The following is a 16,926-nucleotide window of genomic DNA, read 5'->3' on the forward strand; positions in this document are numbered from 1 at the left end:
TCATTAAAACGCGTTGACCAGCGAGTTCTTGTTTTTGTTCAAAATAACGAACATTACCTTTTAATTCGATTCGATCAATTATTTGAGTTGTAGGATTTCGATTAAATGTAACATGTTCAGCACGTAATAATCGACCAGGCTGCTGAATTGTCACATGTCCTGAAACCGTTGATTGGCCTTTTAGTGATAGTGTGGTTGGATTATTTGATGTAATGCTCATAGGTGATTGATTAACGTTAGCGATGGGTTTTGTATTTTTAATTTCTTTTGGATCTACAAAAGTTCCGTAACAAATATTATTGGGTTGTGGTTGCCAATTCAGAAGCTCAGCTAAAGGAAGTTTTTGTGTGGGCGCATTAGCAATTACGTCTTCGCATAATGCGGCGCTTATTAGAAATAATAATGTAAATTTCGATCTGTAGTTCACTCTTTCCTCCGGGCTGACGTAGTCTACCTTGTGGTTAATACAACTCCAAGACTTGTGTAAAAAAATATGATTGTTTTACAGCTTTCAAGCTCCAGAATATGTGGTCACATAATATCCACTATGTTGTCCAGGTGATAACCACCTCATTAATATAGGAATTCTCGGTAATTATTGTCGCGATATGATAATTAAATATATTTTTCCAAGTTTTTGAACTTAATGATAACTCTTATTGGGCTAGATATTTGTCTAACTTAATCATATAATCACCTGTTCGTTCTGATGAGGGAGGTAAAATGGGTAAATTTATTGACGACAGGTTTTTAGGGCTTTATCAGTGGCTTCAAACTGTATTTCCTTGTGCGGAAGCCGACATTCTGCCTTTGGCAGGGGATGCGAGTTTTAGACGTTACTTTCGTGTGATGGGAAAATCTGGAACTAGAGTTGCAGTGGATGCGCCGCCAGCACATGAGAAAATAGAAGCATTTTTGGGCATAGCGAAGGCTTTTACTGATCATGGTGTGCACGTTCCAAAAATAATCGCATCTGATACTCACCAAGGTTACATGCTGATTTCAGATTTAGGCGATGAGCTTTATAGTAATCATTTAAGTTCGACGAATGTAGATAATCTTTATCTTTCCGCGATTGATGCTCTCGTGAAAATTCAACAAACACCGCAAAGTGCCTATTCTTTTCCTGCCTATGATGAAAAATTATTGTCACAAGAGTGTGAGTATTTTTCAGAGTGGTATTTAGGAAAATATCTGAATGTCAAATTATCTGCTCGTGAAGAAGCCGCGCTTCGATCCACATATTCTAAACTGATTGAAGCTGCTTTGGAGCAACCAACAACGGTCGTTCATCGAGATTATCACTCTAGGAATTTATTTATTCTGCCCGAAAATGAAGTGGGTGTAATTGATTTTCAAGATGCTGTCATTGGTCCAATCACCTATGATTTAGTGTCATTATTGAAAGATTGTTACATTGCATGGCCTGCCTCAAATGTTGTGAATTGGGCTCAGCGTTATTTTGAGAAATCACGTGATGCAGGCATCATTCAAGATATTTCGATGTCGCAATTTTTGCGATGGTTTGATTTAATGGGTGTTCAACGACATTTAAAATGTATGGGTATTTTTGCTCGATTATTTTTGCGAGATAAAAAATCAAGTTATGTTGGAGATATTCCGCGCTTAGCCGATTACATTTTAGGGGTCTGTTCTCGCCACCCCCAGTTGAATGGGTTGGCAAAATTATTGCAAACAAAGGTTATGAAGCATGAAAGCCATGATACTCGCAGCAGGGCGCGGAGCTCGGCTGAGACCATTGACGGATAATTGTCCTAAGCCATTACTTCCGGTGTCAGGACGTCCTCTTATTGTGCATCAAATTGAAGCTTTGGCTGCAAGCGGTTTTACCAACCTTGTCATCAACATTGCGTATCAAGCCGACATGTTCCCCAAGATTTTGGGTGATGGAAGTCAGTGGGGCGTTTCGATTCAATATTCAGTAGAACCTGAATCCGCCTATGAAACGGGCGGAGGAATTTATCATGCATTAGAACATCTGGGTGATTATTTTCTTGTCGTCAGCGCAGATATTTTTACATCGTATCCTTATCACACTTTGCGCAAACCTCCAGAGCGAATTGCGCATTTAGTGATGGTTGATCCATTGCCTACAGGGGGTGATTTTGCACTTTCAGAAGGCCTGCTGTCATTAGACGGTTCACAGTTATTTACTTATGGGAATATTGGTGTGCTTCGAAAAGAACTATTTGATGGCTGTAAACCCGGCGTTTTTCCACTAGGAAATCTTCTTCGTTCAGCGATTTCTCAGCAGCAAATTACAGGCGAGTATTTTCAAGGAAGATGGTATAACGTTGGTACTGTTGAGACTTATGAAGAAGTTAACGGATCTTATTTGCCCTTGTGATTAAAAAATTAGAATTTTTTGTAACCAAAAACTCAGCGATTCTATTTCTTCAAAACATACCGTATGTGCCATTGGATATGTGTGAAAACTAACGTCGTAACCACTATTTTTTAAATGAGTGGCCGCATGTTCACCATATTTAAGAGGTAGCAGAGAATCTGCCGATCCGTGTGCAATATAAATCGGTGTGCGTTGATTTTGTGGTTGAAGCCGTTCTTCAAAATCCGGCGTGTTCCAAAGAAATGTAGAAAGTCCAATTAGGCCTGCTATACGTTCAGGAAAAAATAATCCGCTCAATAGTGCGATAAATCCGCCTTGAGAAAATCCTGCTAAAATTATTTTTTCTGATGGAATACCTTGATCAATTTCTCGTTGGATGAGTTGGTGAATAGAGGCAATAGCTTCATTAATTCCTGTGACATCAAAAGGGCCTGATTCGCTTAGATTATAGATATCAAACCAAGCTCGCATCGGCATGTCGCCATAAAGAGAGACAGGGCGAATGGGGGCGTGAGGAAATACAAAGTGAATCTTCTCGATATTCGGCAAGCGTAATTCTGGGATTATTGGAACAAAATCATTGCCATCAGCACCGAGGCCGTGCAGCCAGATAACGCTGTATTGTGCTGTATCTGCTGCGCCCAGTTCAACCGTATTTAAAATTTCTGTGGTAGATACCATGTGATATTTCCTGATGATGAGAATCGGTAAAAATAACATGGATCTCTGAAAATTCATAGAAAGAGTAAATATAGAATCATCATTAGATTTTATTTGGCAACGAAATTGCGGGAGTTTCTTTGCAAGTCTCTTTGGCAACCTGGTCTACATTTTCATAGAAGAATCGCCATTGTTCAAAATATTCTTGAGAATATTTTTCGTCTAAATGTTCTCCGACTGCAGCACCAACAATGGAGCCACCAATTGCGATACTGGATGCGGCGGCAGTGACGCCTGCTTTTGCTAAGATCGGGGCGCCAATCATAAATGCCAACCATCCGCCCCCAGCAAAAAATAGTGCCAGAGCAGCTGTTATAGCTGCACATAGAACAATAGTTGAAAGAATGCCCACTACTACACCAACAGCTATTTTTGCATTATTAGAATATAATTCTTGCGCACACGCTTTTTCGAAATTTTCTTTAGCTTGAATTTTTTCGGCTAGTGTTTTTTCCTGTGGCAAATAAGTTAATGCCAAATCTTTCAATTGTGTGGCAAGAACAATAATATGTTGGTTTTTTTGTGCTTCAGGGTCGTTTTCAGTAATGCCAAGTTTGTAATCGGTTACTAGCTGCTCAGACATAGTGGTCATAGATTTAAGTAATTTGATTTGATTTTGCTCAAAGAGGCTATATTGGTCTTCGAATTGTTTTTTAGCGGTATCTATCTCGTCAGATGCAAAATTATTTTCACAGGCCTGTACAGTGACATCGTATTCTTCTTTGATTTTTCCGATATCCCGTGCGGTGTTTTCAAAAATAGATTTGAGTCGAATAATAGTTGCTGGCCCAATTTGCAATAAGCTCAAATCGTTCTTGGATTGTGTAATAATCGCATTTAATTTAATTGTGCATTGATTGAGAAGTTCTTTGAATTCATTACTGCATTGTCCAATTTTTGTGTTTTCCGCTGCGATTTCCTCGCCGATTTCATCGATTCTCGCACTATTCGAATCGGCTTCAGTCTGAAGTCTTTGTTGATGAGCAAGTATCTCAACGCCCGGCGCTTCCAGTTCATGTAGGGTCATCATTAATGCGAAAAGGCTGTCTCTATCTTCTTCATATATTACATCAAGTTCGTTGATACGAGTTTGGATTTCAGCAATAAGTGCTTGTCTAGGAGTGCGACTGACGATAGTGCTTAAAGCATAATGACTATAATGGCTTATATTTCGAGATAAGAATCCCGTAAGACTCCCATTGTCTTCAGATTTAATATTACTCTGTTTCCATTTTTCGTAATCAGCGTCTTTTTGTCTCCACTCTGCTTCAACTTGTTGTGTCCATCCAAGTTGTTGTACCAATGTTGGTGTTATATCTTCTGCTATATTGTGATCCCATGCTTTGGATTGAAGTGAATCAATTAAGTCGTAAAAGAGTCTCATATCATGAGTTAGTGTTGCCATTGTACGGTCAAATGCTGAGATTCTTTCATTTAATTCTGTCCTTTCATTTTCAGTATTTGCTATGAAATCAGCGTGTTTTAATTTAGCCAGATCAATATTTTGAATTAAGGTGGTTTTCGTTACTTCATTTAACCTTATATTGTTTTGTAAATTATGAATAGCTCTTAAAGCAGCCTTTTTATCTTCAATCAATTTCGTTGTTTTTCCCACAACAGTGACGTCACCCAGTCTCATTTGGATTTGACGTTTTGTTTCGTGAAGATTAAGTTGCATATCTGCTATCGTGGGTTTATATTTTTCTAAAAGATCGGGTGTGCTCAGAACGATATAAATAGCCTTTAATAGTTCTTTATTTAAATAATGAACATTTTTTTCTTTCCCAAGTAGTGCCATCATTTTTTCTGCTAATTCAAATCTTATAGGTGCTAAAATTTGAAGATCGGCTTCAATCTCTTCAGCTGTAGGCGCTGTTTTGCCTTCGAATTCAGTGAATTGATCAAGCAATGAAGTGTAGAATGGCGTTTTTTCTTCGTTGGTGGCGTTAGGATGTCTTGCTTCGAACGCACTGATTTGTTTTTGTATGCTGATGCTGAAATTAAAGTACGGATAATATTTATCGATAGCAGCTTGAGCTGGTTGTTTCAACTCGTTCATATTTGTGAGCAAAGATTCTAATTCTTCTTGTGTAGGTGCTTTGGCAAGGCTTTCTTCAAAGCGGGGTATACGTACGTTTAATTCACGATGAGCTTCTTTGTAAGTGGCTACCATTTTATCAAAATATTTCTGTGGAATTACTCTTGACACTGCGCCGATCATTTCATATACGGCCTCTAGTGGTTTTTCAAGATTAATTATTTTATCAAATAATGCTAGGGCTTTTTTTGAAAAAGCCAATGTTCTTTTGTCAACAATCCGTGGAGCACCATAATACCGTACCTCAGGATTAGTCGTTGCGCTGTCATCAAGATAACCTGCGTGGTAACGTAGGAACGGTTGCAGACCTAAGAGTGTTCTTCCTATAGTGAAATAACTAGCATTACTGTTTAGTACTTTGTTGGGATGTAAGATGTGGTTCCACATGGCCTTTAAAGCCTTTATGGGGTATTGATTTTCATTGTTGGTATCAACATTAATCCAGCCTAGCGTTTTGTCTTCGATTGCCGCTTTTAATAATGGATCTTCATTCATTGCAGATTCAAGATCGTCACATAGGAGGACGTAGAAGTTTTGATGGGATTCGAGGCGGTCTTTTAAGTTAATGGGCTGTTCTTCACCAAGTTCGAATAGCTGAAGTGCCTCATAGTTGAAATTGCCCCCAGCCAGGAATTCTTCAGGTTTGAAAGGCTGGCCATCTGGACCCAAGATGCCAAATTCGTTGAAACTTTTCATTAGCTCGATTAAATATTCTTCAACTAGTCGTTTCATCATACCTATGTGCCTATATTCATCTATTCCGAAGATTTTAAAGGGTTAAGCTTAACAAAATATTAAGAAGTGGGCAATTCTTCTCTTGAATCATGGAAATTGTTTGCTGCCTTGTGCAGAATTGCGGGAATTCAGAGAGGCTCTTGCGATCGTCTTAGTTACCTAGCCTACGAATGCGTAGACTCTCATTTGCGCTCTGGGCTAGTTGCTCATGACCATTCTAGAGCTGTTTGATACAGGAGCTACGGCGACTCCGCGCTCTTCGTGGGCGATGTTAGCTCGAGCATTATTGGATTGGCTCAGTTCCTCTTTAAGTCCTGCTAAGATCGTTTGGATGGAATGTTGGCCTTTGGCTCGATCGTCGGCAAAAAGAGTGCTGCCTTCTTTGATAACGGCATCAATTTTCTCGTGAATTTTGACCAGGTGTTGAGGATTTTTGTCTTGTGCGTGTTGCTCCATCAACTCTCCTATCGAAAAGAGGTAGTTAATTCGCTGTAATTTTGGTTCATTACTGTCGTTTGCGGATTGTTTGATGGATTGTTCGATAACACCTTCGGTACCAAAATATTTATTATAAAGTACATTTTTTTCGAGTGCGTCTTTTAAAGATTCAAGCGTGTGCTTCATTTGATTGACGTGTGATGCGCCTGTGGGGGCATATTCAGTCCAGTGGTCTAGTAAATTATTCACTAATTTGAGAGTGTTATCAGTACGTTTTAGATCTTGATCGTGGCCGTACGCCTTCATGGAAGCATTAATAGTTTCGATTTCGCTTAATGCATTGCTGTATTTCCAGTGGTCATTTTTTCTTAAAATGTCGAGGAAAACTCCTACTTTACCGTGTTCAGGATGGAAATATTGAGTATGCAGATCATTTTTAACCAAGATGCCGTTAATATCCCCGCTTAATTTGTTAAGGACCGCCCTCATGGATTTTTTATATTCAGAGCGAGATTTAAATTGTTCTGTGATTTTTAATGCATTAATTTTTTTAAGTGCTAATCGTAAGTGTTCTGGATTGCGATCGTTCTCATAGTTTTTGACAAGAGTACCAATTTCAGCAATGAAATTTCGTCTTTTTTCTTTTTCAGTAGGGGTCCGTCTGAAAATTTTTGTCATAGCTTGTAAATTGTCGAAGAAAGCAAATTCTTTTTCTCGGTTTTTTAAATAATTGACCGCTTCGCCGTTTTCTCCGAAATATTTGTTTATGAGAGATAAGGAGTCTTCAACAGCTGTAAGCTCTGATTGTGTTGTTGCTTCCATTGTTTCAAGATTCGTTTTTTTACGGTTAGGGTCTATTGAAACATTTTTTAAGCGTGCTTTAATTTCATCCTGCAATAATTGCTGGCGTGATTTTGGCTGTTCTGACAGTGCTAAACTGTTGAGTGCAGACCAGAATAATTTTGTGCCGGATTCTGCATAACCCGCAGGTTTTGTGATATAGCCCCATTGTTCGATTTCTTGAGGGTTCCATGCAAGGATTTGGCTTAATTCTTTGAACAAAGCCTCGTCGATGGGTTGATTAGCTTCTTGTGATGATAATTGACTTTCTGCTCTTATCAATCGACTTTTCAATTGTGCTAATTGCGTGATTTCATCGTCCCAGGTGATTCGTTTTGCGATTTCGTCGAAACTTTTTGATCCGATTCGAAGTCTTTTTTCGTTATGAATCAAATCGTTTAACTGGGTAACTGCGAATTTAATACTTTCAACTTTATTAATGAGTTGCGCAGCGCTCTCAATAAGATCGCCTTGAAGTTTTTTGAGCTGAGTTTCTTGTTTTGCGACGATTTGTGCATGCGTATTTTTGTAGTGATTTAATTTAGCTATCGAGCCTTGAAGTTGCTGAATGGCATCGTTTTCGGCGCTGTGGAAACTGAGGGATATGTCAATGCCTTGATACAATCCTGATTGATAGCCAGGTGTGTGAGGTAAGGCGACGGTGTTGTTGTTTGATAAGGTTCTGTATTGATTTGTTAGTGTATCAATGTCATGTTGTATCGCTTCTTGAGTGATAGCATTTTTTTTCATCGCTTCTAATTGAGCAATGGTTTCTTTGATGAATTGTTCTTTTTGTTTGCTATTCATTTCAGAAAGATTAGTGCTGTTGATATTATGTTCAACCTGCCTTGCTGTGTCAAAAAACGGATTGTACTTATTTTCGATTTCACGCAGTGATTGTGTGAGTTCTTTCGTTTTTTCTGTGGCTGCCGTGGATGCGGCAATAAAATTGTCTTCGTTCAAAAGATTTTCATTTTTTCTTGCGTGATAAATAGCTAATCTTTCATTCAAAACATGTAGTGATGTTTGAAAGCCAGCAATAGTTTTGGGTGTGCTCGCATCCATCATAGAGGCTGCGCCAGGTACCCAGCAATTTGCTTTTGTGTCTCTGAAAGGATCAGTATCTTTGGCCATTACATCAAGAAATTTTTGATAGCTTTTACCGAAAGTCTCTGTGGTGGGATCGACAATTAAAGGTGTTCGAGTCAAGGCAGTAGATGATACTCCATTTCCTGCTGGACCACGAGTTTCAACTTTTTGGTTGTCCATATAGAGATGGTTCGTATCGATGTATTCTTTGTGTGTTTTAATTCCAGGTGCGGCAGAACCAGGATTTTTGGCCATCCAAAGTGCTCGTAGTGTAGAGTTATACAGCGCACGTCCTACATTTTTAGGATATTCGTGAGTTGATGCATCGACCCAATTTATTTCAGATTGTTCGATAGTTGTTTTTAATTCAGGATTATTATTGATGCCATCACAATGTTCAGGATCATAAAAAGCAACTTTTGAATCGTTAAAATTACTTAAGGCGAATTCAGTCATGTCAAATTCTTGACCTTTAGTGAAAGCAATTTCTAAGTTCTGGAAATCTTCCTCTAAATCGCGTAATAATTTTTCTAGTGCTTCAATCATGTTCATCTCTCCCCATTTGTTTCCAAGTATACGCCCAGAATATTAAGGAAATATGAGGTGTTCTGTGGAATTTAAGGGCTGATTTGCAAAAACCACTTGATGCTTGAGGATGTCTGTTAACCTGCCATTTTGGTTGAAGTTATTGTGTGCTTTAAGTCGGCGTGAGAATCCGGCTTTCTTTCCGGCAATGGCTCGCTCGGGTCCCCCTCGCTGCGCTTTATTTGCCTCCAAGAATAGTCGGATTCTTCGCCTAAGAGGCTCAAGAGAATAGTGTTTTCTTCCTCTCTTCCGTCTGAAAAAAGTAAAGACATTAATTCGATTTCTCTTTAAGATTGTTGCAGGTTTGGTTGAATTGAATACATGTGGAGAGGTCATGCGTTTACTGGTATTAACAAGTTTAATTTTTATAGCGGCTTGTGGTCAAGCGGGCCCACTGTATCTGCCAGACGAAGTGCCTTCTAAACACGAGCGTGCCCATGGATCACTTTAATTATCGTCAACATCATTTGTATGCTGAGGACGTCTCGGTAGCTGATCTCGTGTCAAAGTATGGTTCGCCATTGTATGTGTATTCTCGGGCCACTCTGGAGCGTCATTATAGGGTATTTGATGAGGCGCTAGGGGCTCATCCCCATAAAATATGCTATGCGGTAAAGGCCAATTCAAATTTAGCTGTTCTCAATGTGCTTGCTCGGTTAGGGGCTGGGTTTGATATTGTGTCAGGCGGTGAGCTGGCGCGTGTTCTGGCCGCAGGCGGAGACCCCCGGCACGTCGTCTTTTCGGGGGTGGGAAAGCTTGCTTGGGAAATAGAACGGGCCCTGGCCGCAGGAATTGGGTGTTTTAATGTGGAATCTAGGCCTGAATTAGAACGATTGAATGCGATTGCGGGCAGTATGGGTAAGGTTGCGCGGATATCGATACGTGTGAATCCTGATGTGGATGTAAAAACACATCCGTATATTGCGACGGGGTTGAAGGAAAATAAATTCGGGGTGGATCTCGCTGAGGCTCTAGAGTTGTATGAGTTGGCTCGATCGTTACCCGGTATTCGTGTTGTGGGCGTAGATTGTCATATTGGGTCGCAATTGATGGAGTTGGATCCGCTGTTAGATGCTTTTGATAGGGTTTATGCGCTTGTCAAAACCCTCAAAGAGCGTGGTTTTGAGATAGAGCATTTAGATTTGGGGGGTGGCTTGGGCGTGCCTTATCGTGATGAAACACCGCCATCCCCCGGTGATTATGCAAAGGCATTAGCGACGCGTTTTACAGACCCTTCGTTAGAGTTGATCGTTGAGCCTGGGCGGGCGATTGCAGCCAATGCTGGGATCTTGTTGACCAAAGTCGAATACTTAAAGTATGGGGCCCATAAGAATTTTGCAATCGTCGATGCGGCTATGAACGATTTGTTGAGGCCGGCTCTATATGATGCTTATCAAGATATTATTCCCGCGCAGATTCGAACTGATGTTGATGTGGCGAGATTTGATGTGGTTGGGCCAGTCTGTGAAACAGGCGATTTTCTAGGTAAAAGTCGCGATATTGCTGTTAAAGTTGGCGATCTTGTCGCGATCAGGACGGCTGGGGCGTATGGGTTTGTGATGAGCTCCAATTATAATTCACGTCCGCGCGCTGCAGAGGTTATGGTGGATGGGGATCAGTCTTATTTGGTGCGTGAACGAGAGTCGGTGACGGCTTTATTTGAGAATGAACATGTATTGCCGGGGTCAGCCCCCTTTATGTGAGAGGTGTTTTACATTGATCACGGTTTCTGCTTTATTTAACTGAGACATTCTGAAAATATTTGGAACAGTGAGAGCTTGTATCAGATCCCTTTGATTATTTGTGAGGCGTGGTAAATGTTGGCGTTTAATTTCACTAAAATGCAGGCTCTAGGCAATGACTTTGTGGTCATTGATGGGGTTCATCAAGCCATCAATTTTAGTGCTGACGATATTCGTTCATTGGCTGATCGGCAACGAGGTATTGGTTTTGATCAGTTGTTATTGCTTGAGCAAGCTTCAACTCAAGACGTCGATTTTCGTTATCGCATTTTTAATGCAGATGGTGGAGAAGTCGCTCAATGCGGAAATGGGGCGCGGTGTTTAGCTCTATTCATTCGTGAAGCGAGCTTGAGTGCAAAGCCCGAAGTTGTGGTGGAAACCTCAGAAGGCAAGATGCGATTGCGCTGTCTTTCAGATAATCGGGTCAGTGTAAGTTTAGGTGTTCCGCGTTTTAAGGCCCAAGAAATACCTCACCAGATTCCGGGTTCGGGCCCTGCTTATCATTTGGACGTGGATGGAAAAGAGCATGAATTAATGACCGTTAATGTCGGAAATCCTCACGCCGTGATAAAAATTGACCACCTCGATGAGTTTGATGTGAATTCAATCGGGAGCATACTCAACTCGCATTCAGCCTTCCCCGAAGGAGTTAATGTGGGTTTTTTGAATATTAATTCCGCTGAGCAAAATACTCTGCATTTGAGAGTTTTCGAGCGTGGTGTAGGTGAAACCTTAGCATGTGGCAGTGGGGCTTGTGCGGCTGCTGTAATTGCTCTTTCTCAAGGTTGGTGTCAAGGCGCAGTGACCGTTAAACAGCCGGGTGGCGACTTAGAGGTGCAGTGGGAGGGCGATGGCCGTGAGGTTTGGTTGACAGGTCCTGCAGAGTGGGTATTTGCTGGGCGATGGGGTGCGATAAAATAGTTAGAGCTTGGGCTTGCAAAAAATACTTCCAAAATGGGATGATTTCAATATGCTTAGAAAATACGTTGGTGTTGCTGCTGATAGAGTACGAAATATCAATTGTGTAATGACTCGTTTAAGACGTGCTCACGAACGCTCACTTAATGAATTCAAATTCAACGATCAGTACTACAGGTCCGATTCCACAACTCAAAAACAATCCTTGATTTCTTTCGCTGGATTAGTCGCGGTAAGCGCAATGACTTTGCTGAATACTGCTGACTCACAAGAGCCCTCGGATCCTAAAAAATATAGTCGTAGCGCGTATTTAACTAACATGGAAACTTTGATAAGCACGCATTATCCAAGGCTATCCAATCTACCTGAAGAATTATTAACGCTGATCATTGAACAACTGGATTGGGTGCAACAAAATACAGCGTTTACGCCACAAGCTTCTGTCATTTATGATGCTTCAGATAATAAAGTTAATATTAGCAATCATCTCAATCGTGAAATACTACGCGCATTAACTCGAATTGAAATGTTGCTGTTAGTTACGCAAACTGATATTAATGATCCAGGACAGGTAAGGCAGAGTTACCAAACTTTTACTCGGGATCAACGTGAAACGGAAAAATTGTCATACAATGATTTTCGCCTTGTTTTGAGTGAATTTCAAATTAACGATAATGAAATTGATGCACAAATACGAGCTGTTTTAATTGGTGCAGTAACCTTATCACCGGCAGCCAATGCTTATCTTGCTCAAACGTCATATGCGAAGCAGTATCCTTATGATAGCGTGCAATTTAGCGGCTTTACTGTGACGTTAGTGCCTAAAATGTATCCTGCTTATTCAAGTGCAAGTTCCGATGTTCAGCGTTTAATTCATTTTGCTTTTCCTAACGATAAGCAACATTGGCGACACATGTTTTATTTGGAAAATAATTCTGCATTTCAGGATTTTGAGCGAGCCAATTTATCAGCTGAAGCTTTATCATTTTGGAAACGTTATTGGTTGATTAATGCTTTCGGATTCAATGGGCACATCAAATTAGATAGCGCAGTTTTTTTTGATGACAGCGTTGCGCTGCGAGCGAATTTATTACATGAAGCGATGGATCTTCATTTTCAAAATCCCTCTATAAGCACCGCAATTACTTATGCCAATCTTTGTGCAAAACATCTTAAAATTAATGCAAGCGAAGATGAGGCTCTGTTACTAACGCGTATAATGACCATGACAAATCTCATGACGCCCGATGCTGCTTCAAGCATGTACCAAGCCTTACAAGAATATCCTGAACGTTACCGCCTCCTTGAGCTACACAAGCAAACATTTAAAAGCGCTATTTTAGTCACGTATTTACCGGCTCTCTTATTTAACGTTTGGTCATTTCGACATCAAGTGAGTGATGTAGTTGCTGCATTTCATTGGGCAAACAAAATCATCCCAGGTTTTACGCACAACAATCCACTGAGTTTTAGAACGATGGATCGAGCTGCTGTAGGAAACTTAATTGCTTCTCATTTTTCTGATGTCGCTATAGCTATTAATGAAAAAGGTGAAGTCAGCGCACAGGCGCTCCCAAACTTACAAAAGACAAAGGAGTCAGGTCCTGACTAATGAATGGTTTGGCTGATTACTAGTCATAATTGGTGCTACAGGCATATGGACAGGCAATTATTGAGAAATCTGCTATTTTGTCTATAGTAAGGGTGTCAAATCGCTTTTAATGTGAAATTGTATGGTCAAGCGAGTGGCTTAAACTGAGGAACGTGTTGTCAGTCATTTTGAGGTATTTTTTTTATTTATTGAGGCTGAGTATTTTATTCATTAATGAGCTTATATTTTGGCTGACTAATATTTATTGGGTGATTATCAAATAATTTTTTTAAGGGCAAGAAAAGATGGGTGATCTCAGAGATGACAGGCGTCCTCACTTGGAGGATGCGCTGGCTAGAGAGCGGCAAGAAATCAAGCATGAAATGCAATTTAACTTGTTTTTTGTTGCTCTGATTTTTACAACACTTTCACTGTCAGTTCAATTCGCATTAAAAATACCTCTTGCTTCCTTTTTTCATTGGGTACAAGTGACTTCATGGGTATTGTTGCTTCGTGCAGGGGTGTCACAGTTGGTAGTTTCAAAGATAATGGGTGGCCCCCTTGAGTTTTCTAATCGCAAAATTTATGAATTGTTTGTGAGGTTATTTCAATTAAAAGAAGAGTGGATCTGGATTCACTTTATTATGGCATTGATTTTTCTAATGATCCCTAGAGTGTTCTTATAAACTGACACTAGTATTTTTAATAATACTGACATATGTAATGATGTCACGTGGTGATGCCATCTATGTGAATTTAGTTTGATTTGAAATCTTCTCAAATTTTCCTATGGAACAGCTATAATGTGAAAAGACCAAAAATGAGCTATAATTTCATATGAGATTGGTATCGTGAGGGGAGTGTTGTGAAACAAGTTGGTGAAGATGCTGGAAATATGGCTATTAATGAAGCATTGTTTGATGATATTTGCATTCATGCACCTATTCTAAGAGCTGTACGAGATCAACAAAAGACTACCGGTAAGAACAGTGTTGAAGTATTTGCTTTCCTATTTGAGAAACTTCGGGGTTTAAACTACGCTCAAAATCTCGATAAAAAATATGAATATCTATTTAATATCATTGAGATGGGCAGTCTTCTCGATGCCATGGGTATAAGAAAAGAAGAGTTACCAGTATTTTTACAGACGATTAAAGACTATAGAAATGTTGTTGCTGATGCATGTCATGCATTGAGTAAGGAAGACGGTGATGCGATAATCCGTGATTTCTGTATTTTTCTAACGACTTCTAATGATAATAATGCAGTAAAGACTTATGAAAATAATTTTCAGAGAACTGCCAACGGTAAAAAATTATTAAGTTATATGAAGACTGGTACTCAAGAACAAAGAGACACTAAAATAGTCAAGCTGCTTTCTCCGATGACCTATTTTTTTGAGAAAGCTAAGCAATTTGTGTTGGTTGGAAATCTTGATGCCGCATTTCTTGCTTATATCGCTGGCTCAAATTGTGCTCGTGATTTTAAAAGATTTTATTGCGAAAGTGTTAAACTAAATCTTGTTAAATGTTTGGCACTTCCGGTAATGGTGGAAAAGCCCCATCTCCGGGCTATTCTCGAAATTTGTAGAGACTTGAATATGAAACGAGATGACGATTTCGCTCACATACAAGATAATGTACAAAAAATGAATGTAGTGAAATTCTTACGAGAAGAGTTTGTGCTTTCTTATGAAGCTCGTTTTACAAATGGATTATATCCGATAATAAATAATTATTTGGCAAACGAATGTCACGGTGCAGTAATGCTGCCAGTTGGTGAAAATTCACCTAGAGCATATGAGTCTCAAGAAATTAAAAAAAGAATTCCAGTGCCCGAACTAGACGCTAGTACACGAGGTGTCCAAAGAAATATTGAAGAACCCAAGGGTATGAGAGATAATGTGACAGATTCAAGTGCTAAGAGAGGGCGAGATGATCCTCTAGAACGTGACAGGGGCAGAGATAGGGGGAGAGATCGAGACAGGGGCAGAGATAAGGAAAGAAACAGAGATAGAGATAGAGATAGAGATAGAGATAGAGATAGAGATAGAGATAGAGATAGAGATAGAGATAGAGATAGAGGTGCTGGAGACGAGATAAAACGAACAAGCGATAGTGGCAATAGAAATCGTAGGTCTCGGAGCCCTCCTCGAGCTACAGGCAGAGATCCCCAGGTGGACCTTCAAGAGAGTAGGCGGAAAGTTAAAGCTAGATTCGAAAGACAGCGTAGTCATTCGCCACCGGGCGGTGATGAGGATAAGAGAGACGATGAGCGGGAGGGCAAAGATAGGCAGCCTCAATCAAGATCCAGTTATAAGCGTTATTAATAGAGACAGTTCTGATTTAATATTTACCTTAGGAGTCCGCTATGAATAGAGATGAAGAAAATTTTGATCGGAGTGGTTTCAATGATGCAATGACGGCTCTGACTTCATTGGATAAACTCGCAGCGATTCAAGCTGCCGCTAGAGAGTCGTTTGACTCTGATATTAGTGTGGGTTATTCGAAGTTGGATGGGTTTAAATATAAGATTTATTTCCTCATTCATAGCCAAAATCCTGTTACTGTTCAATCAAGAACTGACTTAGCGGCTAGGCTGTCAGAATTACTTTCTTATGATGAGGTGGCGGTTTATAGCGAAAACTCTCTTTCGAAAGCTTCCTTTAATTCAAACTTTTCTTTATTTACAATCATTTCTCCTGAGAATATTGAAGGGGTACGTAAGTTTGTCGATAAATATACTCATTATATTGGCGAAAGTAGATCAAAATCTGCTTCACCGATCTATGATAGATTTGTTGAGCTTTTAAGAGAATCAGATACAGAGGTGAAAGAAGATTTGTTGCAACGGCTCACTCAAGACTGTGAGGAAATGGGTATAGGCCTTGAGGTCGAGATTAAACGACAAAAAATGGACAATAAATAGGTAGTAATCCAATTGCCTTTTGGAGTATGGAGTGTCCCTGATTAGCATTAAGGGACAGGCTCTTTTTAACACTTATCCTTGCGTATTAATACTTGATTTGATATACATGACGGCTTCGGTTTTCGTCATGTGTTTTGCAGATTGGCGAAACTGCCTGTATAGTCTGAACGTTCATATGGATGAAGAAATTCAGCTATTTAACTACATATTGATTCCACTAGGAGGGATAAATGGCAACTAAGACAACTACCAAAACATCGAAAACAACAAAAACACCTGCTAAGACGGCTGCTAAATCTAAGGTAACTGCTAAAGCTAAGGCGCCATCAGCGACGTCAAAGGTTAAGCCAGCTAAGGCGGCGCCGAGTAAAGGTGCTGTAAGCAAACCTAAGACTTCAGCAGCGAAAACGAGTGCTTCAGCGCTGGCTGAAAAGAAACGCAGCCGAGAGTCGGCTATCACTGGCCCATATCAGTTTGAGCCATATAAGTTGAAAAAGAATGAGGCTTATATGAGCAAAGAGCAATTAGCTCATTTTACAGGTCTGTTGGATAGTTGGGGTAAGGAGCTACGAGAAGGTGCTGACTTAACAGTTCGGCATATGAAAGACGAAGCCGCTATTTTCCCCGATCCTCTCGATCGTGCAGCGCAAGAAGAGGAATTTACCTTAGAACTCCGTACGCGTGATCGCGAACGAAAACTTATTAAAAAAATTGAAGAGTCATTGGAGTTAATTGAAACCGGTGAATATGGTTTTTGTGAATCCTGTGGCGCAGAAATAGGAATTAGACGTCTTGAAGCACGACCTACCGCCACCCTCTGTATTGATTGTAAGACAATCGATGAAATTCGTGAAAAACAAGAAATTGGCTAATT

Annotated in this window: 14 protein-coding genes; 10 read left to right on the top strand and 4 right to left on the bottom strand. The window is 40.0% G+C overall.

Annotated features, from left to right (window positions below):
* A partial coding sequence (locus K2X50_07190; protein MBX9587028.1) for a hypothetical protein occupies positions 1-427 on the bottom strand: 427 nt, incomplete at its 3' end.
* A gap of 296 nt (positions 428-723) precedes the next feature.
* Here K2X50_07190 and K2X50_07195 point away from each other — a divergent pair.
* Both K2X50_07195 and K2X50_07200 read left to right on the top strand, forming a co-directional pair.
* Positions 724-1,770 carry a phosphotransferase gene (locus K2X50_07195; GenBank protein ID MBX9587029.1) on the top strand — a complete coding sequence of 349 codons (1,047 nt, stop codon included), beginning with the start codon at positions 724-726 and terminating at the stop codon, positions 1,768-1,770.
* Positions 1,712-2,368 (top strand): nucleotidyltransferase family protein, encoded by a 657-nt coding sequence (locus K2X50_07200; protein ID MBX9587030.1) that lies wholly within the window; start codon positions 1,712-1,714, stop codon positions 2,366-2,368. Before K2X50_07195 ends, K2X50_07200 begins: the two co-directional genes overlap by 59 nt.
* On the opposite strand, the gene K2X50_07205 is transcribed toward K2X50_07200, so the two are convergent.
* The 3 genes from K2X50_07205 to K2X50_07215 form a co-directional block, all read right to left on the bottom strand.
* A complete protein-coding gene (locus tag K2X50_07205; GenBank protein ID MBX9587031.1) occupies positions 2,369-3,049 on the bottom strand; it encodes a dienelactone hydrolase family protein in 681 nt (226 codons plus the stop codon).
* A gap of 82 nt (positions 3,050-3,131) precedes the next feature.
* Positions 3,132-5,921 carry a hypothetical protein gene (locus tag K2X50_07210; protein ID MBX9587032.1) on the bottom strand — a complete coding sequence of 930 codons (2,790 nt, stop codon included), beginning with the start codon at positions 5,919-5,921 and terminating at the stop codon, positions 3,132-3,134.
* Between the two features lie 198 nt (positions 5,922-6,119).
* On the bottom strand, positions 6,120-8,834 hold the full coding sequence (locus K2X50_07215; protein MBX9587033.1) for a hypothetical protein: 2,715 nt from the start codon (positions 8,832-8,834) through the stop codon (positions 6,120-6,122).
* 373 nt (positions 8,835-9,207) lie between these two features.
* Here K2X50_07215 and K2X50_07220 point away from each other — a divergent pair, with 373 nt between their 5' ends.
* The 8 genes from K2X50_07220 to dksA all read left to right on the top strand — a co-directional run bounded on the left by K2X50_07220 (position 9,208) and on the right by dksA (position 16,924).
* A complete protein-coding gene (locus K2X50_07220; protein ID MBX9587034.1) occupies positions 9,208-9,324 on the top strand; it encodes a lipoprotein in 117 nt (38 codons plus the stop codon).
* Positions 9,311-10,576: a diaminopimelate decarboxylase gene (lysA, locus tag K2X50_07225; protein ID MBX9587035.1), complete on the top strand. Its 1,266-nt coding sequence runs from the start codon at positions 9,311-9,313 to the stop codon at positions 10,574-10,576. Before K2X50_07220 ends, lysA begins: the two co-directional genes overlap by 14 nt.
* 117 nt (positions 10,577-10,693) lie before the next feature.
* Entirely contained in the window at positions 10,694-11,536 is an 843-nt protein-coding gene (gene dapF, locus K2X50_07230; GenBank protein MBX9587036.1) for a diaminopimelate epimerase, read from the top strand.
* A 13-nt stretch (positions 11,537-11,549) separates the two neighbouring features.
* Positions 11,550-13,145 carry a hypothetical protein gene (locus K2X50_07235; GenBank protein MBX9587037.1) on the top strand — a complete coding sequence of 532 codons (1,596 nt, stop codon included), beginning with the start codon at positions 11,550-11,552 and terminating at the stop codon, positions 13,143-13,145.
* Positions 13,146-13,429: 284 nt separating this feature from the next.
* Positions 13,430-13,810 carry a hypothetical protein gene (locus K2X50_07240; protein MBX9587038.1) on the top strand — a complete coding sequence of 127 codons (381 nt, stop codon included), beginning with the start codon at positions 13,430-13,432 and terminating at the stop codon, positions 13,808-13,810.
* A 179-nt stretch (positions 13,811-13,989) separates the two neighbouring features.
* Entirely contained in the window at positions 13,990-15,453 is a 1,464-nt protein-coding gene (locus K2X50_07245) for a hypothetical protein (GenBank protein MBX9587039.1), read from the top strand.
* Between the two features lie 41 nt (positions 15,454-15,494).
* The gene (locus K2X50_07250) at positions 15,495-16,052 is read left to right on the top strand and encodes a hypothetical protein (GenBank protein ID MBX9587040.1); all 558 of its coding nucleotides are present in this window, start codon (positions 15,495-15,497) and stop codon (positions 16,050-16,052) included.
* Positions 16,053-16,282: 230 nt separating this feature from the next.
* The gene (gene dksA, locus K2X50_07255; GenBank protein MBX9587041.1) at positions 16,283-16,924 is read left to right on the top strand and encodes an RNA polymerase-binding protein DksA; all 642 of its coding nucleotides are present in this window, start codon (positions 16,283-16,285) and stop codon (positions 16,922-16,924) included.
* Positions 16,925-16,926 lie beyond the last annotated feature (2 nt).

Source organism: Gammaproteobacteria bacterium, from assembly GCA_019748175.1.
Classification (GTDB): domain Bacteria; phylum Pseudomonadota; class Gammaproteobacteria; order JAIEPX01; family JAIEPX01; genus JAIEPX01.